Annotated in this window: 19 protein-coding genes; 10 read left to right on the top strand and 9 right to left on the bottom strand. The window is 67.9% G+C overall.

What is annotated here, in order from left to right; all coding sequences use genetic code 11:
• Positions 1-647: 647 nt before the first annotated feature.
• Positions 648-2,003, bottom strand: coding sequence for a zinc ribbon domain-containing protein (locus KME82_RS26415; protein WP_215496695.1), 1,356 nt, complete (start codon positions 2,001-2,003; stop codon positions 648-650).
• Positions 2,003-3,073 carry an SPFH and helix-turn-helix domain-containing protein gene (locus KME82_RS26410; RefSeq protein WP_215496694.1) on the bottom strand — a complete coding sequence of 357 codons (1,071 nt, stop codon included), beginning with the start codon at positions 3,071-3,073 and terminating at the stop codon, positions 2,003-2,005. The genes KME82_RS26415 and KME82_RS26410 overlap by 1 nt, the downstream gene beginning before the upstream one ends.
• Before the next feature lie 451 nt (positions 3,074-3,524).
• Between KME82_RS26410 and KME82_RS26405 the strand changes: the two genes are divergently transcribed.
• Positions 3,525-4,562 (top strand): energy transducer TonB, encoded by a 1,038-nt coding sequence (locus KME82_RS26405; protein WP_215496693.1) that lies wholly within the window; start codon positions 3,525-3,527, stop codon positions 4,560-4,562.
• 264 nt (positions 4,563-4,826) lie between these two features.
• Positions 4,827-5,417, top strand: coding sequence for an SMI1/KNR4 family protein (locus tag KME82_RS26400; protein WP_215496692.1), 591 nt, complete (start codon positions 4,827-4,829; stop codon positions 5,415-5,417).
• 456 nt (positions 5,418-5,873) lie between these two features.
• Here KME82_RS26400 and KME82_RS26395 read toward each other — a convergent pair whose 3' ends face one another.
• The 4 genes from KME82_RS26395 to KME82_RS26380 form a co-directional block, all read right to left on the bottom strand.
• On the bottom strand, positions 5,874-7,061 hold the full coding sequence (locus KME82_RS26395; RefSeq protein WP_215496691.1) for an ABC transporter permease: 1,188 nt from the start codon (positions 7,059-7,061) through the stop codon (positions 5,874-5,876).
• Complete coding sequence (locus tag KME82_RS26390; RefSeq protein WP_215496690.1) at positions 7,058-7,804, bottom strand: ATP-binding cassette domain-containing protein; 747 nt, start codon at positions 7,802-7,804, stop codon at positions 7,058-7,060. Before KME82_RS26390 ends, KME82_RS26395 begins: the two co-directional genes overlap by 4 nt.
• 106 nt (positions 7,805-7,910) lie before the next feature.
• A complete protein-coding gene (locus tag KME82_RS26385) occupies positions 7,911-9,488 on the bottom strand; it encodes an alpha/beta hydrolase (protein WP_215496689.1) in 1,578 nt (525 codons plus the stop codon).
• A 672-nt stretch (positions 9,489-10,160) separates the two neighbouring features.
• On the bottom strand, positions 10,161-10,907 hold the full coding sequence (locus KME82_RS26380; protein WP_215496688.1) for a ferredoxin--NADP reductase: 747 nt from the start codon (positions 10,905-10,907) through the stop codon (positions 10,161-10,163).
• A gap of 410 nt (positions 10,908-11,317) precedes the next feature.
• Between KME82_RS26380 and KME82_RS26375 the strand changes: the two genes are divergently transcribed.
• From KME82_RS26375 to KME82_RS26365, 3 genes are all read left to right on the top strand, one after another.
• A complete protein-coding gene (locus tag KME82_RS26375; RefSeq protein ID WP_252255875.1) occupies positions 11,318-12,253 on the top strand; it encodes an ABC transporter ATP-binding protein in 936 nt (311 codons plus the stop codon).
• Positions 12,250-13,068 carry an ABC transporter permease gene (locus tag KME82_RS26370; RefSeq protein WP_215496686.1) on the top strand — a complete coding sequence of 273 codons (819 nt, stop codon included), beginning with the start codon at positions 12,250-12,252 and terminating at the stop codon, positions 13,066-13,068. Before KME82_RS26375 ends, KME82_RS26370 begins: the two co-directional genes overlap by 4 nt.
• Before the next feature lie 133 nt (positions 13,069-13,201).
• Positions 13,202-13,741 carry a hypothetical protein gene (locus KME82_RS26365; RefSeq protein ID WP_215496685.1) on the top strand — a complete coding sequence of 180 codons (540 nt, stop codon included), beginning with the start codon at positions 13,202-13,204 and terminating at the stop codon, positions 13,739-13,741.
• A 117-nt stretch (positions 13,742-13,858) separates the two neighbouring features.
• Here the strand turns inward: KME82_RS26365 and KME82_RS26360 are convergent, their stop codons facing one another.
• Complete coding sequence (locus KME82_RS26360) at positions 13,859-14,725, bottom strand: hypothetical protein (protein ID WP_215496684.1); 867 nt, start codon at positions 14,723-14,725, stop codon at positions 13,859-13,861.
• Positions 14,726-15,182: 457 nt separating this feature from the next.
• Between KME82_RS26360 and KME82_RS26355 the strand changes: the two genes are divergently transcribed.
• Both KME82_RS26355 and KME82_RS26350 read left to right on the top strand, forming a co-directional pair.
• The gene (locus KME82_RS26355) at positions 15,183-18,323 is read left to right on the top strand and encodes a TonB-dependent receptor domain-containing protein (RefSeq protein WP_215496683.1); all 3,141 of its coding nucleotides are present in this window, start codon (positions 15,183-15,185) and stop codon (positions 18,321-18,323) included.
• A gap of 201 nt (positions 18,324-18,524) precedes the next feature.
• Positions 18,525-18,983, top strand: coding sequence for a hypothetical protein (locus KME82_RS26350; RefSeq protein WP_215496682.1), 459 nt, complete (start codon positions 18,525-18,527; stop codon positions 18,981-18,983).
• Between the two features lie 51 nt (positions 18,984-19,034).
• Here the strand turns inward: KME82_RS26350 and KME82_RS26345 are convergent, their stop codons facing one another.
• Complete coding sequence (locus KME82_RS26345; protein WP_215496681.1) at positions 19,035-19,829, bottom strand: TatD family hydrolase; 795 nt, start codon at positions 19,827-19,829, stop codon at positions 19,035-19,037.
• Between the two features lie 170 nt (positions 19,830-19,999).
• Between KME82_RS26345 and KME82_RS26340 the strand changes: the two genes are divergently transcribed.
• From KME82_RS26340 to KME82_RS26330, 3 genes are all read left to right on the top strand, one after another.
• Positions 20,000-20,431 carry a hypothetical protein gene (locus tag KME82_RS26340; protein ID WP_215496680.1) on the top strand — a complete coding sequence of 144 codons (432 nt, stop codon included), beginning with the start codon at positions 20,000-20,002 and terminating at the stop codon, positions 20,429-20,431.
• 115 nt (positions 20,432-20,546) lie between these two features.
• Positions 20,547-23,093, top strand: a complete 2,547-nt coding sequence (gene hrpB / locus KME82_RS26335; protein WP_215496679.1) for an ATP-dependent helicase HrpB — start codon at positions 20,547-20,549, stop codon at positions 23,091-23,093.
• A 370-nt stretch (positions 23,094-23,463) separates the two neighbouring features.
• A complete protein-coding gene (locus KME82_RS26330) occupies positions 23,464-23,823 on the top strand; it encodes a hypothetical protein (protein WP_046658546.1) in 360 nt (119 codons plus the stop codon).
• A 731-nt stretch (positions 23,824-24,554) separates the two neighbouring features.
• On the opposite strand, the gene KME82_RS26325 is transcribed toward KME82_RS26330, so the two are convergent.
• Positions 24,555-25,616, bottom strand: coding sequence for a hybrid sensor histidine kinase/response regulator (locus KME82_RS26325; RefSeq protein WP_215496678.1), 1,062 nt, complete (start codon positions 25,614-25,616; stop codon positions 24,555-24,557).
• Between the last annotated feature and the right edge of the window lie 233 nt (positions 25,617-25,849).

Here is a 25,849-nt window from a genome sequence, read left to right as displayed (position 1 = left end):
AAGAAAAGCGTTTTTCTTTGGTTACCTTTCTTTTGTCGCTTTTGACAAAAGAAAGTAACTCGGCCGCTTGCGGACGAAAGCTGTTGATCTTGCCTTTGGCTTCAAAGGCTCTACAGCTTCAAAGCTTTGAAGCCTCAGGAGCTGCAAGCAGGATCAAAAGCTTCCGCCACTAAAGCGGCGGGTCACTTTCTTTTGTCAAAAGCGACAAAAGAAAGGTAACCAAAGAAAAACGCTTTTTTCTTGAATCAAGAGCCCGCGCGTGCGGAGCAGGCGCAGGCATGCGCCACACGAGACATCCTGTCTCGGTGGCGCACGGCGCACATCCCTGTGCGCCGCCCTCCGGGTGTGCTGTTGTTCTCGCGAGTGAGTCGCCTCGCAGCGCTGGATGAACTGCGCGACTTCAGGCGAAAGCCGCATGGCCTACCTGTAGGAGCGGCGCAAGCCGCGACCGCGGGAACGCAGCTATGACGAAAGTTGCGAAGTCGGCGCGATGGCGCGGTCGCGGCTTGCGCCGCTCCTACAGGGGGCGGCCCAAGCGGCGACGGAGTTCGATATCCACAGGCGATCGAAGACCGGCGCCGCGCCCATCACCCTGGTCACTGCACGCTGAAACCAACGCAGGTGCGCCCACCGCGCCCACCCACCCATCAGCGCCCCAACACCCCAAAAATCACCACCAACGCAATCAACGCCGCCACCACCGCGAAGAAAATCTTCACCCAGCTATACGGCCGCTCACCCGCGATCTGCCCCGTGTAGCCGTTCGCCAACACCTGAAAACTGCGCGACCCATAGGTGTAGCTGACCAACCACACCGGCACCAGGATGTGCTTGAAGGTGCGGCCGCGGAACGTCGCATCGACCTGCAGGTTGCGCTGCGTATCGCCGGGCACCTGCGCCGAACACAACGAACGCGTCTGCTCCTGCATCGACGCTTCGCTTTGCTGCGCGGCGCGGCGCAGGTCGACCTGGTAGCGCTCGACCAGCCAGCCGCGCACGAACTCGGGCGAGTACGGCTTGAGGTCGGTGGTGGTCGGGAACGAGCCGATCTGCTGCAATAAATCTTGATGCACGCCGACCGTGCCCGGCACCAGGTCGTCGTCGAAGAAATGCCGCAGCGAACCCGAGGCGTCTTCCCAGCGCGTGCGCTGCACCTGCCGGGTCTTGCGTTGGCCGTTCTCGGTGTAGCTCTCGGTCTCGTAGTAGTGATAGCCGGCCTCGGCCGTCCAGTTCGCCGAGACCTGCGCGTCGAAGGTCCAGTACGGCAGGTAGATGCCCTTGAGCGTGTCGGTCAGCGCCGCGGTCTTGAGCCGGTTCGGCGCGAACCAGCGCGTGCCGTACCAGGCGCGGATCGAGTCGCGCACCTGGCCGTCGCTGATCTTGAACGGCAGCACGCTCTGCGGGGTGATCGCATCGCCGAGCGATTCGTGCTCGATGATCGACGGCGAGCCGCAGAATTCGCAGCGGTCGGCGACCTTGCCGTCGACGAACACCGAGATCGCGTGGCAACTGCGGCACTGCACTTCGCGCCGCTGCGCGCCGTAGCCGCGCTGGTCGGGCGGGGTGTTGGCCATGCTTTGCAGCAGGTCGAACACGCCGCCGTTCTGCGAGCCCTGCAGGCGGGTGTCGCCGGCCTGCACGCTCCAGCGGCTCGCCGTGCGCGGCCCGTTGCCGGGCGTGTTCGCCAATTGTTCGACCGCCGCGTGGATGGCGGCGAGCTCGGGGTCCTGCGACCCCGAAGCGCTGCCGGCCGTTGCGGACGCGGACAGTGGAGGCGGCGGCAGCGGCGGCGGACCGCCGGCCGGTTCCTGCATGCGCTTGAGCGCTTCGAGCAGGTCGTGCTCGACCACTGCGGCGCTGCCGTCGCCCGGCGCGGACGCAGCCTGTTCCAGCGGCACCACGGTGCCGCAGTAGGGGCAGGCCAGCGATTGCTTCGCCGCATTCCATTGCAGATCCCCGCCGCATTCCGGGCAGGGGTGCTTTCCGACGGTCGCGTTGTTCATCAGCCGCGCAGGAATTCTTCGAGCGCGGCCTTGGCGATGCGGGTGGCGTTGCCGATCTTGCGCGCCTTCAGGTCGCCCGAGGCGATCGCGGCCTCGACGTCCTCGACCGACACGCCGAGCGCGGCGGCGGCCTGCTCGGGCGTGAGCACCTCCAGCCCACCGGCGGCGGCGCCCGGCAACGGCGGCGGCACCGCGCCGGTCGCGGCCTGCGGGGCCGGGTTCTGCATGCTGCGCATCATTTCCTGGGCCATGCCGAAGCCGATCGCCATCTGCGCCGCGCCGCCGGCCGCGCCGCCGTCGCTGCCGTTGGCCATCGAGGTGCCCATCTGGAACTTGACGTAGTCGTTGAGGTTGCCGACCGCGCCCATGCTCGAACGCGCGTCGATCGCCTTCTCGACTTCCGGCGGCACCGACACGTTCTCCAGCACGAAGCCGGTGATCTCGATGCCGTACTTGGACGTCATCGCCGGGTTGATGATCGGCAGCAGCGCGTCGCCGAGTTCGCCGTAGCGCGAGGCCACGTCCAGCGCCGGCACCTTGGCGGTGGCGAGCGCGTCGGTGAACACGCTGACGATGCGCGAACGCATGGTGTCGGCGAATTCGTCGAGGCGGAAATTCTGGTCGGTGCCGGCCACTTCCTTGAGGAACCTGGCCGCGTCGACGATGCGGAAATCGTAGGTGCCGAACGCGCGCAGGCGGACGATGCCGAAGTCGGCGTCGCGCATCATCACCGGGTTGGAGGTGCCCCACTTGTTGCCGGTGAACAGGCGCGTGTTGAGGAAGTAGACGTCGCACTTGAACGGCGAGTTGAAGCCGTACTTCCAGCCCAGGATCGTCGACAGGATCGGGATGTTTTCGGTCTTGAGGGTGTGCTTGCCGGGGTTGAACAGGTCGGCGTACTGGCCGGCGGCGACGAACTGGACCTGCTGCGACTCGCGCACGATCAGCTGGGCGCCGTTCTTGATTTCCTTGTCGTCGTCCGGGTAGCGGAACGAGAGGGTGTCGCGCGAGTCATCGGTCCATTCGATGATTTCCAGCAACTCGCCCTTGATGAAACCCAGAATGCTCATGTCCCGCTCCCTGCCTGTGGTGCGGGGATTCTAGAACACGATGGGCGGCGGCAAGCAGGCCCGGGTACGGTCGCCGGCGCGCGTCTGGGCGAACCGACGCGGCGCGGCGGCGAGGTGCGCCCGAGTCGTGCCGTGCCGCGCGTTGTCAGCCACCTTGGCTTGCGCCCGGCGGCACCCGCCCCGCAGCGATGTTTCACCGCTGCGACATCGCCCGCGCCGCCTGTCGCCGACCCGGCGAAAACTGTGGACGCGATCGCGACTGCCCGCGCAAACCGACACACCCGGTATCGGTAGCGGCCGCGATGGGTGGCACACTCGGTCTCTGACGCCTATCCCGTAGCCCACCACTACCTGAACGCTTGACAAACGCGGCCCGCTAGCGCGTCCTATCGGACGTGCGCCCGGCCCCGTATCGGACGGGTCTCGCGTATTTCAGGGGAGCTTTAAACAAATGATCGTCGCTATTCATAATCGGCGTAGCAGCCGGCTGTCCGTTGTAAAGCAGGTGTCCGCGGTGTTCGCGCTCGGATTCGTGCTCGCCGCCTGCGGCAAGAAAGAACAGGCCGCCGCGCCCACGGATGCGGCGCCCGCGCCGGCCGCCGGTGCCCCGGCACCGACCGCGCAGACCGCGGTGTCGGCCAAGGTCTCGTCGCTGACGGTCGATCAGCTGCGCGAAGCGGCGCGCAAGGCGTATGTGGAAAACCGTCTGTACGCGCCGGCCGAGGACAACGCCGTCGAGTACTACCTAGCCCTGCGCGAAAAAGCCCCGGCCGACGCCGTGGCCTCCAGCGCGCTGACCGACCTGCTGCCGATGACGGTCATCGCGACCGAGCAGAGCGTGGGCCGCGAGGACTTTGCCGAAGCCCAGCGCCTGGCCGCGCTGATCGAACGCGCCGACGCCCAGCACCCGGCCCTGGCCCGGTTGAAGGCCTCGATCGCCGCCCAGCAGGACGCGGTGGCCAAGCGCGCCGAGCAGGAGAAGCTCACCGCCGAGGATCAGGCCAAGAAGCAGGTCGAGCTGGAGAAGCAGCGACTGGCCCAGCAGGCCGCGCAGCAGCAGCAGGCCGCGCAGCAGTTGGCGACCCAGCAGGCCGCCGACCGTCAGGCCGCGACCCAGCGCGCGGCCGAACAACGCGCGGCCGAGCAACGGGCCGCCGAACAACGCGCCACCGAGCAGCGCGCACCGGAACGGCCCGCCCCGGCGCCCGCGCCGGCCGCCGCCGCGACCGCGCCGAGCGATCTGCGCGCGGTGTCCACGCCGGCCCCGCGTTATCCGCCCGAAGCCCTGCGCGCCGGCACCTCGGGCGAGGTCCAGGTGGAGTTCACCGTCGGCACCGACGGCTCGGTCACCGCGGCCCGCGTGGTGCGCTCGAACCCGGCCCGCGTGTTCGATCGCGAAGCGGTCAACGCGGTACGCAAGTGGCGCTTCCAGCCGGTCCCGGCGCCGGTCACCACGCGTCGCACGATCGGCTTCAATCCAGGCGGTTGATCGGGTTGATCGGGTGATCGAAGGAAACGAAGAAGCCCGGCGCGAGCCGGGCTTTTTCGTTCGCGCCCGGACTCGCGCGGCGAGCGGGCCGGCGAGCCCGCCGAAGCGGTCGCGCGCTGCCGTACCGTGCCGGCCACGGGCGGCGCCGATCATGCGCGGCGCGCCTCGCCCTGGGATGCGGATCAGCACGGTCACGTCGCCGGCCTGGACCAGACCACGCGATCGCGCGTCGCGTCCAGGCCCTCGCCTCGCCATGGAGAGACGATGAATTACCGAGACGAACTACAGCGGCTCGGCGGTGTGACCCGGGCGACGGCCGATGCCTTCGCGCCGCTCGACCCGTTCGCGATCCGGCAACTCGAACGCCGGATCGGTTTCGAACTGCCCGAGGACTATCGCGATTTCCTCGCCCGCCTGGGCGGCGGGCTGGACTTCAAGGAAGAAGTGGCCAGCGAGCCGCTGCGCGACCGCCCCGAGTACCTGCACGCGGCGGACACGGGGCTCGCGAATCCGACCTTCGCCGGTTCGATCGTCGCGACCTTCTTCGGCGCCGACGAGCGTCTGCCGGCCCACCTGGGTTTCGACTGGGCGTTGCGCAACTACGAGGGGCGCCTGCCCGATCGCAGTCTGCCGGTCGCCACCGATGGCGCCGGCAATCTGGTCTGCCTGATCGACGCGCGCGAGCGCAGGCCGGGGTTCTACTGGTGGGACCACGAGAACGAATGGGACGAAAGCGACTACCGTCAGCAGACCGGCAAGGCGATGCCGGCGGAAGCGAAGTACCAGAACGTGTACTTCATCGCCGAATCGTTTTCGCGATTGCTGCAGCGGGCGTTCGTGTTCGTCGACGATTGAGCGCGCCGCGGCTGCATCGCGCATTCGTGCGTGGGCGCCCGGCAGCGGCGGCTCGGTCGCCGGGCCGAGCCAGGGTCAGCCTGCAATCACCGGCATCGCGTCGCGAAACCGATGCGCCGCCGTGAATCGCGGCCGCGTCGCCAAAGCAAATCCCCCGCGCACCGATCGATGGCTCGGCTTCCAATGTTCGCGAGCGCTTGCCCCCTTTTTCAAAGGGGGCACCGATTCACGCGCGCCGATGAAAGCATGCGCGTCGTGTCGTTCCGAGCCGAGCGACTCAATGCCACGCTCTATCGTGCCGTGCCGTGCCGTGCCGTGCCGTGCCTGCCACGCCACGCCACGCCACGCCACGCCGTGCCGCGTCGCGTCATGCCATGCCGTGCTTTCCCCCCTTTGAAAAAGGGGGGCAGGGGGGATTTGCTTTTGCTTTCGCTCCAGCTCCAGCCCCCCAACCCATCACCCCGCAATCGCCAGCTTCTCGTTGTGATACCGCCGCACCGCCGCGAACCACAACAGCGCCGCCAACGCGAACGCGGTCGCCAGATACACCGCCCAGATCTGCCCCGAGATCGCTTCGCCGCGGATCACTTTCAGCAGCAGCTGGTTCTGCGACAGGAACGGTACGGTGAACTGCCACAGCTGGGTCTTGAGCGGATTGACCATCAGCACGAAGGTCGGGATCAGCGGCATCAGCATCAGCCAGGTGATGTGGCTTTGCGCTTCCTTCAGGCTCTTGGCCGCGGCCGACAGGTAGGTCAGCAGCGCGGTGCCGATGAACGACATCGGCAGCAGGATCAGCAGCATCTTGCCGATCGCCGCGAAGCTGACGTTGAGCATCTGGCCGATGCCGCTGCTCATCTGCGCGCTGAGCTTGAACGCGAACAAGGTCAGCAGCAGCGAGATCAACCCGAGGATGCAGGCCGCGGCGATCTTGCCGCTGACGATCGCGCCGCGCGGCGCCGGCGTGGCCAGCAGCGGCTCCAGCGACTGGCGTTCGCGCTCGCCGGCGGTGGCGTCGATGATCAGGTACGCGCCGCCGATGAACGAGGTCATGATCAGCAGGTACGGCAGCAAGGCCGACAGCACCAGGCCGCGCTTGGCTTCGGGCGTGGCCACGTCGCGGTCGCCGACGTTGACCGGCTGGGCGACGTTGGCGGCGATGCCGCGCGCGAACAGACGCAACACACCGACCTGGCGGCTGTAGCCCTCCAGCGCCGCGCGCACGCGCCGGCTCGGGATCTCGGCGTCGCGGCGGGTGCTGTCCTGGACGATCTCGACCAGCGCCGGCTGGCCTTCCTTCCAGTGCTTGGCGTAGTCGGCGGCGATGATCAGGCCGACGTCGAAGTCCTGCTGCTGGATCGCCGCGTCCAGATCGGCCGGCGCGGGGATCGCGACGATGTTCTGGGTGGCGAGGAACTTGATCAGGTTCGGCGCGTGTTCGGCGCCGCGCACCGGCACCCGCAGTTCGGTGTCGAGCTGGGTGCGCGCGCGGTTCTCGGCCAGCGCGCCCATGCCGAGCATCAGCAACGGATACAGCAACGGGCCGAGCAGCAGGGCGATGGCCAGGGTGCGGCGATCGCGCGAGATGTCGCGCAGTTCCTTGCGGATCACCGCCCACATGGCGGAAAACGAACCGGTCTTCATGCGTGCAGGCCCTCGTCGCTGCCGATCGCCTTGACGAAGGCGTCTTCCAGATTGTCTTCGCCGGTCTGCGCGCGCAGTTCGTCGGCGGTGCCGGCGGCCACGACCTGGCCCTTGGCGATGATCACGATGCGGTCGCACAGCGCGGCGACCTCTTGCATGATGTGGCTGGAGAAAATCACGCAGCGTCCTTCTTCGCGCAGCCCGCGCAGGAACCCGCGCATCGCGCGCGTGGTCATCACGTCCAGGCCGTTGGTGGGTTCGTCGAGGATCACGTTGCGCGGGTCGTGGACCAGCGCGCGCGCGATCGCGGTCTTGGTGCGCTGGCCTTGCGAGAAGCCTTCGGTCTGGCGGTCGAGGATGTCGCCCATGTCCAGCGCCTGCGCCAGGGTGCGGGTGCGCTGCTCGATCTGGGCGCGGCTCATGCCGTGCAGTTCGCCGAAGTAGGCGATGTTCTCGCGCGCGGTCAGGCGCTTGTACACGCCGCGCGCGTCGGGCAGCACGCCCAGCGCGCGGCGCACCGCGGCCGGGTCCTTGCGCGCGTCGACGCCGTCCACGCGCACTTCGCCGCGGTCGGGCTGCATCAGCGTGTAGAGCATGCGCAAGGTGGTGGTCTTGCCGGCGCCGTTGGGCCCGAGCAGGCCGGTGATCTGGCCGTCGCGCGCTTCGAAATCGACGCCTTGCACGGCGTTGACCGTGCCGGTCTTGGTCTTGAAGGCTTTATGCAGGTCGTGGGCGGTGATCATGGGAGTCCGGGAATGGGGAATCGGGAATAGGGAATCGTGAAAGCGGTGCGTCGGAGCGGGGAGGGAGCCTTGCGATTCCCGATTCCCCATTCCCGACTCCCGGCTCTTACGGCTCCCACCCATTGAACGAAACGAACGGCGGCACGTAGCCCAGCGAATCCAGGCAGCGCGCCTGCAGGTTCTTGGCGTCGGCGGTTTCGATGAACTGGCCCAGCAGCTTGGGCGTGCAGCCGATCCGCAGCGCGCCGTGGCCCTGGCCGCGCAGCACCAGGTGGCGGCCGTTGGGCAGGTGCTTGAGCACCTGTTCGCCGTAGCGCGGCGGGGTAACCGGATCGAGTTCGCCCGACAGCAGCAGCACCGGGCGGTCGGACTTGAACGGTGCGTGGAAATCCTTCGGCCGCTGGCCGGTCGGCCAGACCTTGCATTGCGCCGCCAGCGTGGTCTGCATGTCGTCGCCGAGCACGGTGCCGGCGTCGGCCGGGTTGGGCTTGAACAGGTCGGCGTCCTCGGCGCAGATCACCGACAGCTGCATGCCGTAGTTGAGGTCTTCGTCGAGCTGGCTGCCGATCATGGTCGACAGCGACATCAGCGGCCCGAAGCGGCCCTGGTCGGCTTCGTTGAGCATCAGCGGCAACAGCGAGGCCGCTTCGGGCGCGTACGAGAACATCCGGGTCAGCGTCGCGACGTGGCCGGCGGTGACGCGCTCGCGCTTCTGCTCGCCGGTGTTCGGATCGCGGTAGTCGACTTCGACCGGTTCGGCCTGCAGCCGCGCCATCAGCTGGCGCAGCTGCTCGCGCGGCTCGCTGCCGAAGCGGCTGCGGCAGGCCGGGGTCTGCTGGCACAGCTTGAATTGCTGGGCCAGGGCGCTGTCGAGGTTTTGCGCATGCTCGCTGCCGAGCACCAGTTCGTTGGGCACCACGCCGTCGAGCACGACCGCGCGGGTGTGCTGCGGGTAGCGGCCGGCGTACTGCTGGGCCACGCGGGTGCCGTAGGACACGCCGACCAGATCGATCTTGTCGGCGCCGATCGCCGCGCGCACCGCGTCGAGATCGGCGATGGCGTCGGTGGTGGTGAAGTGGCTCGCATCGACGGTGAGTTCCTTCGCGCAGCGCTCGACCGCGCGCAGCATCGCGTCGTTCGCGGCCTGCGGATCGGACGGCGCGGCCGATGCGTCCTCGGACACGCCGGCGGCGCCGCGGCACAGCAGCGGCGCCGAGCGGCCGGTGCCGCGCTGGTCGATCAGCACGATATGCCGGTGCTTGCGCACTTCGCGGAACGCGCCGTCGATCAGCGGCCACGACGAGGTCGCGGCCTGGCCGGGACCGCCGGCGAGGAAGAACACCGGATCGGGCGCGACCCCGGCTTCGTCGGTGGCCGGCAGCCAGGCCATGTTGAGCTTGAGCTTTTTGCCGCCGGGTTCGGCCGCGTTCTGCGGCACCTCGAACTGCGCGCACTGCGCGGCGATGGTGCCGGCCGCCTGCGGCGACGACAGGGTGCAAGGATCGAACACGATCCGGCCGTAACGGCGCTTGATCGCGGCGGTGCTCTCGCCCTTGTTCGTTGCGCCCGCGGCAGGCGTGGGCGGGGTGTCGCGGCCGCAACCGCTCAAGGCCAGTGCCGCGAGCGTCGCGGCCAATCCCACGGCCGCGTAGCGCGGCCGGTGTCCAGTTCCGAATCGGTGCATGGTCGGTGTCTCATCGCCAAGGCGGGTGCGCCTTCAAGAATGACAGACGGGAGCGACGCGGAGGATGTGACCACTCGAAGAGGAAGAAGATAAAGCCCGACGCCCCAACCCGACGCCCGGCCAACCGTGGCCGCTTTCGCCATCGGCCGCATGCGTCGCTTCATCCACCGACGAAAACCGCCGCGACCCGTCCGGCCTTCGTGGCTGGCGACAGGCTTGCGTCGCCACGGGATGTCACGCGGTCGCGGCTTACGCCGCTCCTACAGGGGGCAGGCCGGACTTGCGCGGCGCTCCTGGTGTTGGCTGGAAACCGCCGTGGTTGGTGCGGCGCTCGCCGCTGCGGCGGATTTGCGCCGCCACGGGATGTCACGCGGTCGCGGCTCGCGCCGCTCCCACAGGGGGCAGGCCGGACTTGCGCAGCGCTCCTGGCGTTGGCTGGAAACCGCCGTGGTTAGTGCGGCGCTCGCCGCTGCGGCGGATTTGCGCTGCCACGGGATGTCACGCGGTCGCGGCTCGCGCCGCTCCTACAGGGGCGGGCCGAACTCGCGCAACGCTCCCTGTAGGAGCGGCGCAAGCCGCGACCGCGAATCTTCAAACCACCGCGATCGGATCCGACGGCGACGACGGCGCACCCACCCGCCGCCCGCCGCTCGCCGCTCGCCAGTCGCCGGCTCACTTCGACGAAACGTACTTCTCCCGCCGGATGTGCGGCACCGGCAACCCGTACTCCTTGAGCGCCTCGAAGCACGAGTCGACCATGTTCGGGTTGCCGCACAGGTAGGCGATGTCGCCGTCCGGGTTCGGGCTGAATTCGGCCAGGAACTGCTGCACATAGCCCTGGCGCACGTCCGGGTGCGGATCGGCCGGTAGCTCGCGCGAGAAGCACGGGACGAAACGGAACTTCGGTTCGCGCTCGGCGAAGGCGCGGAACTCGTCGCCGTACAGCAACTCGTCCGGGGTGCGCGCGCCGAACAGCAGCACCACCTCGATGCCGCGTTCGCGGATCAGGGTTTCCAGCTGCGGCAGCATCGCCCGGTACGGGGTCACGCCGGTGCCGGTGCCGATCAGCAGATAGCGGCGATTGGCGTCGGCCGGCATCAGGCAGAAGCGTCCGAACGGGCCGCTGGCCAGGATCGGGTCGCCTTCGTTCAAGCCTTCAAACAGCGCCGTCGCCGCGCCGCCGGGCACGTAGCTGACCGCGATCTCGACCGTCTCGCCCGCGCCCAGCGCGTGGTCGTGGATGGTCGCCAGCGAGTAGCTGCGCTTGGTCGAGGCGCCGTCGGCGTACTGGAAGTGGACCTGGATGAACTGGCCGGGGATGTAGTCCAGCGGCTCGCCGTCGTCGCGCAGGAACACGTAATGGCCGACCGTGGGGGCCAGCATCCGGCGCGAAACGAGCTTGAGCGGGAATTGCTTCATGGGCGGTGCGGCTTCATGTGCGATGCGTTCTCGGTGGGCGGTCCGGCCGCGGGAGCGATCGGACCCGCGGGTGTTGCGATCGGCTGGGCTGCGCTCGAACCGCCGGATTCCGGGCGAATCCCGAGCAAGGCGGTGGCGCAATGCCCGACTGTGCAAAGCCCGGGCGTGTCCGTCGACCGCCTCGCCGGGCGCGATCCCGTGCCGGGCATCGCAACGCGGGATTTCGCAACAGTCTGTGGCCGGAGTGCCGCCACGGGGCCGCCTATACTAAGCCATTCGCCGCGAGGCCCGCGGCCAGCGATCGAGACCACCCCGCAATGACCCAGCCAACGGCCCTCGCCACGGGCCCCAGTTCGGCCACGGCCGGCTTGCCCGCCGCCGCTCCCTCCACCCGCGTGCCCGCCCTGCGCGTGCGCGATCTGCGCAAGACCTACGACAACAAGGTGCAGGCGCTCAAGGGCGTCTCGCTGGACGTGGTCGAAGGCGATTTCTTCGCCCTGCTCGGCCCCAACGGCGCCGGCAAGTCGACCCTGATCGGCATCGTCAGCTCGCTGGTCAACCTCAGCGAAGGCGCGGTGGAGATCTTCGGCACCGACCTGATCCGCCACCGCGACCAGGCCATGCGCCTGATCGGGCTGGTGCCGCAGGAACTCAACTTCAACATGTTCGAAAAGCCGCTCGACATCCTGGTCAACTACGCCGGCTTCTACGGCGTGCCGCGCGCGGTCGCGCTGGAGCGCGCCGAGGAAGAACTCAAGCGCGCGCAGCTGTGGGAGAAGGCCCAGATGATGAGCCGCACCCTGTCGGGCGGCATGAAGCGGCGGCTGATGATCGCGCGCGCCATGATGACCCGGCCGCGCCTGCTGATCCTCGACGAACCCACCGCCGGCGTGGACATCGAAATCCGCCGCGGCATGTGGAAGACCCTGCGCGAGATCAACGCCGCCGGCACCACCATCATCCTGACCACCCATTACCTGGAAGAAGCCGAGCACCTGTGCCGCAACCTGGCGATCATCGACCAGGGCCGGATCGTCCAGCAGGGGCCGATGAAAACCCTGCTCGCGATGCTCGACGTGGAAGGTTTCCTGTTCGACATCGACGGCACCCTGCCGGCCGCGTTGCCGAGCATCGAAGGCGTGACCATGCTCGCCAGCGACGATCACACCCTCGATGTGGACATGCCGCGCGCGATGGACCTCAACCGCATTTTCGCCGCGCTCGGCCAGGCCGGCATCCGCGTGCGTTCGATGCGGACCAAGTCGAACCGGCTGGAGGAACTGTTCGTGCGCATGATCAACCAACCCATCGATTCCAGCGCCGCATCGACGGAGAGCGCCGCATGAGCCAGATCCTTCCGGTGCAACCGGCCAACACCGTCGAGCCCACCGCCGCGCGCCGCAACCTGGTCGCGCTGGGCACGATCGTGCGCCGCGAAGTCGCGCGCATCCTGCGCATCTGGGGCCAGACCCTGGTGCCGCCGGCGATCACCATGACCCTGTACTTCCTGATCTTCGGCGGCCTGATCGGCTCGCGCATCGGCGACATGGGCGGCTACACCTACATGGAGTTCATCGTCCCCGGGCTGGTGATGATGAGCGTGATCCAGAACAGCTACGGCAACATTTCCTCGAGCTTCTTCGGCGCCAAGTTCGGCCGCCACGTCGAGGAACTGCTGGTCAGCCCGATGCCGAACTGGGTGATCCTGTGGGGCTATGTCGCCGGCGCCGTGCTGCGCGGGCTGATGGTCGGCGCGATCGTGCTGATGATCGCGATGTGCTTCACCGCCGTGCGCATCCCGCACCCGCTGGTGACCTTCACCACCGTGCTGCTCGGCGCGACGATCTTCTCGCTGGCCGGTTTCATCAACGCGGTGTACGCGAAGAAGTTCGACGACGTGGCGATCGTGCCGACCTTCATCCTGACCCCGCTGACCTACCTGGGCGGCGTGTTCTATTCGGTCAAGCTGCTGCCGACCTGGGCCGAAGCGGCGACCCACGCCAACCCGATCTTCTACATGGTCAACGCCTTCCGCTACGGCCTGCTCGGCAGCAGCGACGTGCCGTTGCCGATGGCCTACGGCCTGATGATCGCGTTCGTGGTCGCGCTGTCGTCGCTGGCGCTGTGGCTGCTCAAGCGCGGCGTGGGCTTGAGGAGCTGAGCGAGGAGTGAGTTCACAGGAGCGAGACGTGAGTAAAGGCACGTACTCGTTTCTCGCGCCTTCGCGCTCGCTTCACGCTGGGTCTTACTCACTTCTCATTCCTGTGTACTCACTGCTGCCTTAAAGGACGCCCATGCGCCTGATGCCCTTCGCCGCGATCCTCACCGTGGCCGTTCTCGCCGCCTGTTCCAAACCGCCGGCCGCCGAGGCGCCGGCCGTAGACGCGAACAAGGCCGCCACGGCCGATACGGCCGCGCCCGCGGCCGGTCCCAATCCGGCCGCCGCGGCCGATCAGCCGATGGGCAAGATCGGTGCCGACCAGGTCGGCAAGGTCAGCCCGGTGCCCGCGTTCAAGGGCTTCGGCGAGCACTGGGGCATCGACATCCACGCCACCGGCGAGATGAACCACAAGGTCGACCTGACCTGGGGCAGCGGCAGCGAGAAGGCCAGCGGCAGCGCGCGCTACAACGGCCAGCCGGCCGACGCGCCCGGCAGTCTGATCGTGCTCAGCGGCGAGCTGGACACCAAGCACGGCGCCAAGCCGATGACGATCGAGATCAAGGCCGGCGAGTGCATCGACGACGGCGACAACAAGCACATGCACAGCGTGCAGGTGCATGTCGACGGCATGGACGCGTTGACCGGCGGTTGCGGCGACCTGGCGGTGTACTGATCCGATCCAGCCGGCGGCGTGTCGCCAGGCGGCCGTCGGCAAACGACGGCGAATACGAAAACGGCCCGCATCGCGGGCCGTTTTCGTTGCGGTTTCGGCCCGGCCGATAGCCGCCGATCAATCCGCGCGATACCTGCGCCCGTGCAGCCAGCGCAGCAGCAGCCACGACAGGATCGGCGCCAGCAGCAGGATCAGCAGCACCACCGCGATCAGGCTGGGCATGCCCCAGCTGTTGGAGTTCACCGCCAGCAGCGCCAGCGAGGCCGCCACGATCAGCAGCGGCGTCAGCAGCGCACACAGCAGTGCCGGCACCGCGCCGGACCCATGCCGCACCGGCAGCGCCAGGATCATCAACCCCTGGATCAGCCCGACGGCGAGCGCGACCACGCTCATGCCGACGCGCTGTTCGCCGTGGCCGAGCGAGGTGTAGGCCGCGGCGACGTTCTGCAGCAGCAGCGCTGCGCCCGCGCACAGGAAGCCGCCGACCAGCGCGCCGATCACCCGGCGATGCCAGCCGCGCCACGGCACCGGCGTGGTGCCGCGGCCGCCCAGGCGCCAGGCGATCGGCAGGGCGATCAGGTTGATCGCCACGACCTTGAGCGCGGCGATGGCGGCGGTCCAGGCGAGCAGTTGCTGCACGCTGTAGCGCGAACGCACGGCGTTCAACACCTGGCCTTGCAGCATCGCCCAGCCCACGCCGAGGCCGAAGATCAGCACCAGCGCGGCCAGCACCGTCGCCCATGGCCGCCGCGGGACGCCGTGGCGATCGCTCAGCATGCAGCTCAGGGCCAGCACGAAGCCGATCAGCAAGCCGATCGAACACAGCCATTCGACCGCCTGCGCGAGTCCGGACACCTCGGCCGAGGCGCCCGGCGTGGTCAGCAGGCCGATCAGGACGAAAGCCGCCGAAAACACCAGCAGGTTCGCGGCGAGCGCGAGCGGAACCAGGGCGGGCGAACGCACGGGAGAGGCGAGGTCGGACATCCGGTCATCCAGGTGGGCGATGGGGCGATGCGCCCGCGGCGAGGCGGCGCGAGGTGATCAGGTCCGCGAGGATAGAGCCGCATCGGTTCGCGGGCGAGCCGCAATGAGCATCGCGTGGCGCAATCGCGACCGGGTGCCGCAATCGTCGCGCCCGGTTCGACCCGACCGGTGCAAGGTCGTTCGCCGCCCAACACGGCGCCAAGGCAGAAAGTGCCATTAATCACAATAAATGTGTAATCGATTTACACATATTCAGTTAGTTATTTTGACCAGACTAGCGCAAATACTTACCCGTATTGAGCATATCTCTAAAAACTGGGGAATTTATTTCCATAAAAATCAGTAATTTATATAATGAATTTATGGAATTTTAATTACCAGTTGCACAAGCTCCGTCCGAGCTTCTATTAATGCCCCTTCCTGGCCGGATCGGCCGGGCTTTCTCGGGGGAGAACTCATGCATCGCACACATTTCGGCAAGGCCTGCCTGCGTCGCCGGCCGCTCATGCTCGGCATCCTGGTGGCGATCGCCACGCCCGCGTTCGCGCAACAGGCGCCCGCCGCCGCCGAGCCCGAAGCCGGCGCGGCCAGCGAGAGCCCGACCGACCTGGACCGCATGGTCGTGACCGGTTCGCGCATCCGCCGCGCCGGTTTCGACACGCTCGAGCCGGCCACCGTGGTGACCAAGCAGTACATCAGCGACCGCGGCCTGACCAATGTCGCCGATGCGCTCAACGAGATTCCCGGCTTCGGCGCCGGCATCACGCCGGAAGGCAACCAGTCCGGGTTCGGCACCGGCGTCAACTTCGTCAACCGGTTCGGCCTGGGCAGCAACCGCACCCTGGTGCTGGTCAACGGCCGCCGCTACGTGTCGAGTTCGCCGACGACCTTGTTCGGACCGGCCGCGCCGGGCGTGCAGGTCGACCTCAACGCGATCCCGACCGCGATGGTCGAACGCATCGAAAACGTCGCCATCGGCGGCGCGCCGACCTACGGCTCCGATGCGATCGCCGGTGTGGTCAACGTGATCCTGCGCAAGAACTACGAAGGCGTCGAGTTCGGCGCCAACTACGGCATCACCGGCGAAGGCGACAACCAGCGCTACAACTTCTGGGCGCTGGTCGGCGCCGGCTTCGACGAGGGCCGCGGCAACGTGACCTTCTCGCTGAGCTACGACGACGTCAAGGGCGTGCTGCAGAAGGAGCGTGGCTATTTCGCCGCCGGCTATTTCAACACCACCAACCCGCTCGCGAGCCAGATGGCGGCGCTGTTCCCGGGCCGCACCCCGGGCAACGACGGCCGCTACAACCCGAACATCCCGTTCAACACCGGCGCCACCGACGGCATTCCCAACGGCGTGCTGATCAAGAACCGCCACATCTGGTCGACGCCGTTCGGCGGCCTGATCTCGCCGACGTCCGGCGCGTTCAAGCCCGGCACCGGCAACCTGATCGCCAACGGCTTCGGCCCCGGCGGCAACACGGTGCTCGGCTTCGACCGCAGCGGCCATCTGGTGCCGTACAACCAGGGCACGCCGTTCTCGCCGACCGACGCCAGCGGCGGCGACGGCCTGAGCCTGGTCGAGGCCGGCCAGATCACCTCCGACCTCAAGCGCATGTCGTTCAACACCACCGCGCGCTGGGGCCTGACCGACCGCATCGACGTGTTCCTGGAAGGCTCGTTCTATTCGGCCGAATCCACCGAACTGGTCGACCAATGGGTCTACAACGCCCCGTTGTTCGGCGGCCTGAGCGCGATGATCCGCTTCCCGAGCAACTACGCCCTGCTGACCGACCAGGCCCGCACCACCCTGCAGGGCCTGGGCGTGGCGGCATTCAACCTGTCGCGCGCCTCGCGCGACCTGGTCACCAACAACGGCAGCGGCACCAGCGAAATCGGCCGCGTCGTGGTCGGCCTGGAAGGCGACTTCGATCTGGGCGAGCGCACGTTCTACTGGGAAACCTCGGCCAACTACGGCCGCAGCGACGGCCGCGCCTACGGCACCTCGCTGGTCCAGCAGAACTTCATCAACGCGCTGCACGTGACCCGCAACGCGCAGGGCCAGGTGGTCTGCTCGCCGACGCCGATCGCCGGGCTGGTGATCCCGGGCGGCGGCGCGCCGATCGCCGATCCCAACTGCGTCCCGCTCGACCTGTTCGGCGAGGGCCGCCCGAGCGCGGCCGCGCGCAACTACGTCACCACCCGCACCGCGTCGCAGGCGCTGCAGGAACAGAAGATCTTCAACGTCAATGTTTCGAGCACGCTGTTCGACCTGTGGAGCGGCCCGATCCAGTACAACGTCGGCTACGAACACCGCAAGGAAAGCGGCCTGTTCGATCCGGGCACGTTCCTGACCCAGGGCCTGGGCCGCTCGGTGCCGATCACTCCGTTGCAGGGCGAGTACACGACCCGGGAATGGTTCGGCGAGTTCGTCGTGCCGCTGGTCAATCCCGAGGCGAACGTGCCGCTGCTGAAGAAGCTCGAAGTGGTCGGCAAGTACCGCCAGGTCGACAACAGCATCAACGGCAAGTTCGACACCTATACCTACGGCCTGCAGTGGAAGCCGTTCGAGGACCTGGAAATCCGCGGCAACTTCACCCGCTCGCTGCGTTCGCCGGCGATCACCGAAGCGTTCCTGCCGCAGGCGACCTCGTTCCAGTTCGTCACCAGCGACCCCTGCGATGCGCGCTTCATCAACGCCGGCGGCGCGCGCCAGGCCCAGCGCACCGCCAACTGCCAGGCGTTCCTGAATTACTACGGCTACGGCCCGGGCAACCCGTTCACCTCCAACGCCAACGGCGCCTCGATCCAGGGCGTGTCCGGCGGCAACCCGAACCTGAAGAACGAGTCGGCCGACTCCTACACCTACGGCTTCACCTGGGCGCCGTCGTTCCTCGAAGGCCTGACCTTCGCCGCCGACTACTACAACATCAAGATCACCGACGTGATCAGCAACCTGACCGCGACGGAAATCGCCCGCGCCTGTTTCGACGCGACCGATTTCGACGCCGGCAACATCCCCAACGCCAACGCGTTCTGCAGCAAGATCACCCGCAACGCACCCGGCGGCGCGCCCGGTACGGCCGGCCAGGCGACGACCTTCGTCAGCGGCTTCGTCAACGGCAAGTACCTCAACATGGAGGCCTACTCGGCCGAACTGGCGTACCGCTTCAAGACCGAGCGCCTGGGCAACTTCGCCTTCGGCGTGACCGGCTACTTCCCGGTCGACCTGACCGTCGACAACACCGGCGTCAGCCCGGACCAGGCGGTCGGCGAGATCGGCACGTCCAAGCGCCAGTACCAGTTCAGCGGCGCCTGGGAAAAGGGCAAGTTCGGCGTGAACCTGTCGGCCAACTACCTCAGCCGCGCGCAGTTCGACGTGCTCAACACGCCCGAGACGCGCGACATCCTCAGCGTCGACAGCTACTGGCTGGTCAACGGCGGCATGCGCTATCGCTTCAACGACCACGCGCTGGTGCGGGTGGCGGTGAGCAACCTGTTCGACAAGGACCCGCCGTTCCCGTTCGTGGCGGCCAGCATCGGCACCTACGACCTGCTTGGCCGACGCTACAACGTGGCGTTTGAATGGAAGTACTGATCGGGCGAGCAACGGCGAGTTGCCGCCAGCGATAAAACGCAACCTGTCGGCTTACGCACACTTCAGCCCCTTTCCTGCTTGCGGGACAGGGGCTGAAGTTTTTGCGCGCGATGCAATCCTTGCCGGCCCGGCTTCACGGATAGCGGGACCGCACGTTGATAGGGATACCGGCGGCCCCGCTGCCCTTCTCAGGACTCTCCCATGCGCAATCTCTTCGCCGCCGCCCTGGCCCTGGCCGCCGCGTTCGCGGCGCCCTGCGTGTCCGCGCAGGCCATCACCTTTCCCTCGCCGGCGTTCCGCGGCGGCAATACCGATTGGAAGATCAAGCTCAGCACGCAGAGCACGACCGTGGTCTACGAACTGAAAGTGCCTCAGTCCGCCGCTCGGCTCGACGGCCCGCTGAAACACGTCAAGGCGCCGCAGGGTCAATACCAGCTGCTCGGCGTAATCGGCGTGGAGAAAAGCGAACTGACGGTGAAAATCGCGCCGGTCAAGCTCGGCGAGACCTGCAAGGACAACAAGGGCGATATCGGCGGCGCCTACGGTCCGTACACCTACGCCATCATGGTCGTGCCGGCGCCGGCCAAACCCGCGACCGGCAGCAAGCACAAGCCCTGGCCGAAGCTGTGGTACGGCTGCGGCAACTTCACCCTGGACTGATCAAGCTGGACTGATCATCCCCGACGGATTCGGCGCGCGGCCCGCGCCGGCTCAGGTGGGCGGCAAGCGGAAAAACGCGTTGGCGGTCGCGGTGGTGTTCGCCGCGGTGACCGCCGCGTTCTCGCCGCGATCGCGCGCGAGTTCCTCGACGATATGCGCCAGGTACTTCGGCTCGTTGCGCCGGTGCGAAGGCGCCGGCTTGACCGTGCGCGGCAGCAGGTACGGCGCGTCGGTCTCGATCATCAGCCGCGCGGCGGGAATGTGCTTGACCAGTTCGCGCAGGTGCAGGCCGCGGCGTTCGTCGCACAGCCAGCCGGTGATGCCGATGTGCCAGTCCTGGTCGAGGTAGTCGAACAACTCCTTGCGCGTGCCGGTGAAGCAGTGCACCACCGCCGCGCCGAGCTTGCCGTCGAAGTTCTTCATCATCGCCATGAAGTCGTCGTGGGCGTCGCGCTGGTGCAGGAACAGCGGCTTGCCGGTATTGACCGCGTTGTGCAACTGCATTTCGAACGCGCGCCGCTGCGCCGGCCGCGGCGAGAAGTCGCGGAAATAGTCCAGCCCGCATTCGCCGACCGCGACCACTTGCTCGTGCGCCAGCAGCTCACGCATTTCCGCATCGCACTCGGCGGTGTACTCGGTCGCGTGGTGCGGGTGGACGCCGGCGGTCGCGAACAGCTCGCCCGGGTGTTGCCGCGCCAGCGCCAGCGCCTTGGGCGAATGCTCGCGGCTGGCGCCGGTGATCACCATGCGCGTGACCCCGGCGTCGCGGGCGCGCTGCAGCACCGCGTCGCGGTCGGGATCGAAGCTGTCGTGGGTGAGGTTGGCGCCGATGTCGATCAGTTGCATGCGGGTGAGGCGAGGCGAAGAACAGCGCGCAGTCTAGTGGCTGCGGCGCGGGCGCCCAAGCGCGGGCCGATGCGTTGCCGCCGCGAGAGCCTGCGTAGTGGCCTTCACGGCGCGCAGCCCGCAGCGTTTGCAGCCATGAAGACGGCGCGCCCGCCGTCATGGAGCAGCTCATGCGCAGCGCCTGTCCGTGGTCGGCCGCCGGATTCGCCTTGATGCTGGCCGGGGGACTGGTCGCGACGGTTCTGCCCGCGGCCGCCGCCGACTTCCCCAAGCAGACCTTCCGCGGCGGCAACGCCGGTTGGGGCGTGGTGATCGGCGCGAACAAGGCCGGCACCTTGCACTACGACCTGATCGCGCCGGCGCGCGTGGGTGTGTCGTCCGGCCCGCTCAGCGTGGTCGCCAAGCCCAGGATCGGCCAGTACGCCTTGCAGGGGCCGCTTAAATCCGGCGACCGCAACGACGAGCTGATCGTGATGATCGCGCCCGCCGCGGCCGGCGCGCCGTGCAGGGACAGCGCCGGCCGGAGCCATCCCTACGCGGTGATCGCCAACGGCGGCCGCGCCGGCGCGTGGTACGGCTGCGGCGATTTCGGCGCCGATTGAAGTTTCCGGCGCACTCGCGCGACCTGTCCGAATCGAGCGCCGCACCCGATCCGCACGCGCCGTCGCCGCGCGGCGACGGCCCGCGCAACCGCGCCGCGCGGCTATCCTTGCGCGCGTGACCCACGCTCAATTCCCCATCGACGCCCTGCTGCCGCAGATCCGCGACAGCCTCGCCGCGCATCCGCGCCTGGTGCTGGAAGCGCCGCCCGGCGCCGGCAAGACCACCCAGGTGCCGCCGGCGCTGCTCGATGCGCCGTGGCTGGACGGCCGCAAGATCATCGTGCTGGAACCGCGCCGCGTGGCCGCGCGCGCCGCCGCCCACTTCATGGCGCGTCAGCGCGGCGAGGCCGCCGGCGACACGGTCGGCTATCGCATCCGTTTCGAAAACAAGATCGGCCCGCGCACCCGTATCGAGGTCGTCACCGAAGGCATCCTGACCCGGATGATCCAGGACGATCCCACCCTTGAAGGCGTGGGCGCGTTGCTGTTCGACGAATTCCACGAACGCCATCTGGCCGCCGACCTCGGCCTGGCGCTGGCGCTGGACGTGCAGGCCTCGCTGCGCGAGGACCTGCGCATCGTGGTGATGTCGGCGACCCTCGACGGCGAACGCCTGGCCCAGTTTCTCGACGCGCCGCGGCTGAGCAGCGCGGGACGCAGTTACCCGGTCAACCTGAGCCACTTCCCGGCGCGGCGCGAGGAGAAGCTCGAACATCAGCTCAAGCGCGCGGTCGAACACGCGCTGGCCCAGCACCCCGGCGACCTGCTGGTGTTCCTGCCGGGCCAGCGCGAGATCGCGCGCGCCGACGCCGCCTTGGCCGGCAGCGACGCCTTGCGCGGCAGCGACGTGCTGAGCCTGCACGGCGAATTGCCGGTCGAACAACAAAGCCGGGTGCTGCAACCCGATCCCGACGGCCGCCGCCGGGTGGTGCTGGCGACCAACGTCGCCGAATCCAGCGTGACCTTGCCCGGCGTGCGCGTGGTGATCGATTCGGGTCTCGCGCGCGAACCGCGCTACGACCCCAACAGCGGCTTCGCCCGCCTGGACGTGGTCGCGATCGCGCAGGCCTCGGCCGATCAGCGCGCCGGCCGCGCCGGCCGTGTCGCCGAAGGCTGGGCGTATCGGCTGTGGCCCGAATCGCAGCGGCTGGAGCCGCAGCGCCGGCCCGAGATCGCCCAGGTCGAACTGGCCGGATTGATGCTGGAACTCGCGGCCTGGGGCGACGCCGGCCTGCGTTTCGTCGACGCGCCGCCGAGCGGCGCACTCGGCGCGGCGCGCGAACTGCTGCTGCGGCTGGGCGCGTTGGAAGGCAGCGAACACACCGCGCCCACCATCACCGCGTTCGGCAAGCGCATGCTCGCGCTCGGCACCCATCCGCGGCTCGCGGCGATGCTGCTGGCGCCGAGCGATGCGCGCGAAAAAGCCCTGGCCTGCGATCTGGCCGCGCTGATCGAAGCGCGCGACCCGCTGCGCAGCGGCGGCGATGCGCTGGCCGCGCGCTGGCAGGCGCTGGCCGCGTTCCGCGGCGGGCGCGCGCCGGCCGACGCCTCGCGTTCGGCATTGGCGACGCTCGATCAAGCGGCCAAGCAATGGCGCCGCCGTCTGCGTGTCGACATCGCACCGCCCGCCAGCGTGCCCGCGCACGCGCTCGGCGATCTGTTGCTGCATGCGTTTCCCGATCGCATCGCTCATCAACATCCCAGTGATCCGTACCGTTACCAACTCGCCAACGGCCGCAGCGCCAAGCTGTTCGACGACAGCGCGGTGTACGGCGAACCGTGGCTGGTGATCAGCGAACTGCGCGACGACCCGCGCGATGCGCGCATCCTGCGCGCCGCGCCGCTCGACGAAACCCGCTTGCAACGCGAATTCCCGCAGCGCTTCGTCAGCGAAGACCGGGTGATCTGGGACGCGGCCGCGCGCGGCATCGCGGCGGTGCGCGAACGCCGCTACGACCGCATCGTGCTCGACAGCCGGCCGCTGGCGAAACCCGATCCGGCGCGCTACGCCGACGCGCTGGTCGACGCGGTCCGCCAACTCGGCCTGGAGGCATTGCCGTGGACCGAAAGCCTGCGCCAGTGGCGCGCGCGTGTGCGTTGTCTGCGCGAGTGGATGCCGGAGCTGGCGAAAGGCGAGCACGCGCTGCCGGACCTGAGCGACGAAGGTCTGCTGGCCACGCTCGACGCGTGGCTCAAGCCCGCGCTGCGCGGCAAAACCCGGCTCGACGCGCTCGACGAAGCCGCATTCGGCGACGCGCTGCGCTCGCTCGCCGACTGGAGCTGGCGGCAGAAACTCGACACCCTGGTGCCCACGCGCATCGCGGTGCCGTCGGGACAGGAGCGCGCGATCCACTACCGCTTCGAAGCCGAGCACCACGACCCGCATATCGGCGCGGACGCGCCGGTGCTGGCGGTCAAGTTGCAGGAATTGTTCGGCCTGGCCGAAACCCCGCGCATCGCCGACGGCCGCGTGCCGCTGACCTTGCACCTGCTGTCGCCGGCCGGCCGGCCGCTGCAGGTCACCCAGGACCTGCGCGGTTTCTGGGAGCGCGGCTATCTGGAAGTCAGGAAAGAGATGAAAGGCCGCTATCCCCGCCATCCCTGGCCCGACGACCCGTGGACGGCGACGGCGACGCATCGGGCCAAGCCGCGTGGCACGTGAAGCCGGGAATGGGGAATCGGGAGTCGGGAATCGTAGAAGCCAGAGCGCCGAGCAGCCGCTTTTACGATTCCCGACTCCCCATTCCCGATTCCCGCCCAGACATTGGGAATCGGCAATCGCAGGAGCCAGAGCGCCGAGCGGCCGCTTTTACGATTCCCGATTCTCCATTCCCGATTCCCGCCCAGACATTGGGAATCGGGAATCGCAGGAGCCAGAGCGCCGCGCGGCCGCTTTTACGATTCCCGACTCCCCATTCCCGATTCCCGCCCCCGGACATTCAGCCAACAGCCGGTCCCCAACCGCAGCGCTCACAAAATTTCAACGGTGATCGGCCGACACTGATCATCGTTTCTCGTCCAGGACTGACACGATGAGCAAGTTCGAATCCCTGCCCGACCGCGCGTTGGAACTGGTCCATGCGATCAGCGCCAATCTGAAGGAAGCCGCGCCCAAGGCCGGCCAATGGCTGGAAACCGGCGCCAAGTTCGGCGCGCTCAAGACCGGCGCCCGCACCGCCGGCGGTTTCATCCGCCGCAACCCGGTGGTCGCCGTCGCGGCCGTCGCCGGTGCCGGCCTGCTTTGGTACGCCGCGGCCCGCCGCAAGGCGCGCCTGCAATCCGAGGAACCGATCGAAGGCAGCGCCCGCCGCGTCGAAGCGCGTCGCGCCAACGGTCAGACCTCGCGTCGCCGCACCACGCGTCAGGCGAGCGAAGAATCGCCGAACGAGTGAGTTCGGGGCGATTGTTGTGATTGGTTCGGTGCGGATGGCGTCGCAGTCCGAATTGAGCGTGCAGCGGGCTGTGTAGCTCCGTATCGTACGCAAGCCGATCACATCGCGAAATCAATCAAGGCCGACGCATTGCGTCGGCCTTTTTTGGTGCTGGAGTCCAGGCTGCCGCGCGCATGCGGACCGAAAAGTGATGCGGCATGAATCCGAAGGACAGAAACTGGCTCTCCACGGTTATCAAAGCGCCTCTTCCTCTTTGAAAGAGGAACCCATAGGCGTGGATTCGAGGAGACTGCCGGATGGCCCGCTCTGCATCATTCGAGCGCGTTGATGATTGCCCACTTTGAAAAAGGAGGGCGGCGCCCGGCGTGCAATCGTTGCTGGACGATCGGTAGCGCGGGGATTTGCTCTTAGTCGGGTGCGCTGCGATCTGATCGCAAAAGCAAATCCCCCCTGGTCCCCCTTTTGCAAAGGGGGGGAACCCATTCGGGTCGGTGGCGCGGTGGGTGATGGAGGTTTTGCTTCGGCGACCGCGGAGCAGCCATCCGCGTGACTCCACTCGCGCGCGGGTTCAACAACCAGCGCGAAAATCCGACACGAAAAAGCCGGCATCCGCCGGCTGTTCGATCGTGCCGCATGGTGCCGCCGTCGATATCGCCACGACGCGCACCACGTCTTCCAACTGCACCCGGTCGAAGCGATCGAGCCATCACGAGCGCACCGACAGCGCAACCCTATTCGGCGTTGGCTTCCGGCAACTCGATGATGAAGCGCGAGCCGCCGCTCTTGCGCGATTCGTACCACAGCTGGCCGCCGGCGTTGACCACGATCTGCTTGGCCAGCGACAGGCCCAGGCCGCTGGACAGGCCGTCGTCGACTTCCTCGTCGTGCAGGCGCACGAACGGTTTGAACAGTTCGCGTTGGCGCGCCGCCGGAATGCCCGGGCCGCGGTCGGCGACGATCAGTTGCCAGAAGCCCGGCGCGCTGTTGCGCGCGGCCAGCAGCAGGTCGCTGCCGGGGGCGTACTTCATCGCGTTGGTGACCAGGTTTTCGCTGACCTGGCGCAACACGCGCGGGTCCATCGCGACCTGCGCCGCGCCGCTGGGCGGCGGCGCAATCTCGACCCGGATGCCGCGCGCGTCGAGTTGCATCTCGTAGCGGCGCACCAGCCAGTCCAGGGTTTCGCTCAGGTCGGCGCGGCCGTTCTGCTCGGCGCGCTCGCGCGTGCCGGCCTGGCTTTCCAGGTAGTGGCGGATGTAGCCGAGCGCGTCGTCGGCGCTCTCGTGGATCATCTGCAGGTAGCGCGGCACGCGCTCGGGCTTGCAGCCGTGGTTGATCAGCAGGTCGCTGGCGAACAGCACGCTGGTCAACGGGTTCTTGAGGTCGTGCGCGACCAGGTTGACCAGTTCCTCGCGTTCGCGCGCGACCCGCTCGAGGCGGTCGCGGGTCAGCTTGAGGCCGACGTGGGCGTTGACCCGGGCGAGCAGTTCCTCGGGCAGGAACGGCTTGGTGACGTAATCGACCACGCCGGCGTCGAACGCGCGCAGCAGCAGGTCGCGGTCGTGGGCGGCGGTCACGAACACCACCGGCACGCGCAGCGGCGAGCCGGCGCGCAGCGCGGCCATGACTTCGAAGCCGTCCATGCCGGGCATCATCACGTCGAGCAAGATCAGGTCCGGCGGGGACTCGGCGTACAGCCGCAGCGCCTCGTCGCCGGTGGAGGCCGAGACCACTTCATAGCCCTGCCGGGACAATAACGCGGTCACCACGCGCAGGTTCGCGGCCTGGTCGTCCACGACAAGAATTCGGCCGGTGGATGTCGCGGGTGTGCTCATACGTCCTGTAGATCCCTGGATCACCTGGGGAAGCGTGATTTCACGCCGATTTCGCATACATGAATTGCATGGAAATCGTGTGGAAAGTTAACAGAAACCTTCACGCAAAGGCGGGATGGTCACCCATAAAGCTGAATTGTTCACACCGCTGCGACAAGCTGCCGCAGTCGGCAACGCGGCGTTGCAAATTCGGC

This window comes from Lysobacter capsici (assembly GCF_018732085.1).
Classification (GTDB): Bacteria; Pseudomonadota; Gammaproteobacteria; order Xanthomonadales; family Xanthomonadaceae; genus Lysobacter; species Lysobacter capsici_A.
This window is presented reverse-complemented; position numbering and strand designations above follow the sequence as displayed.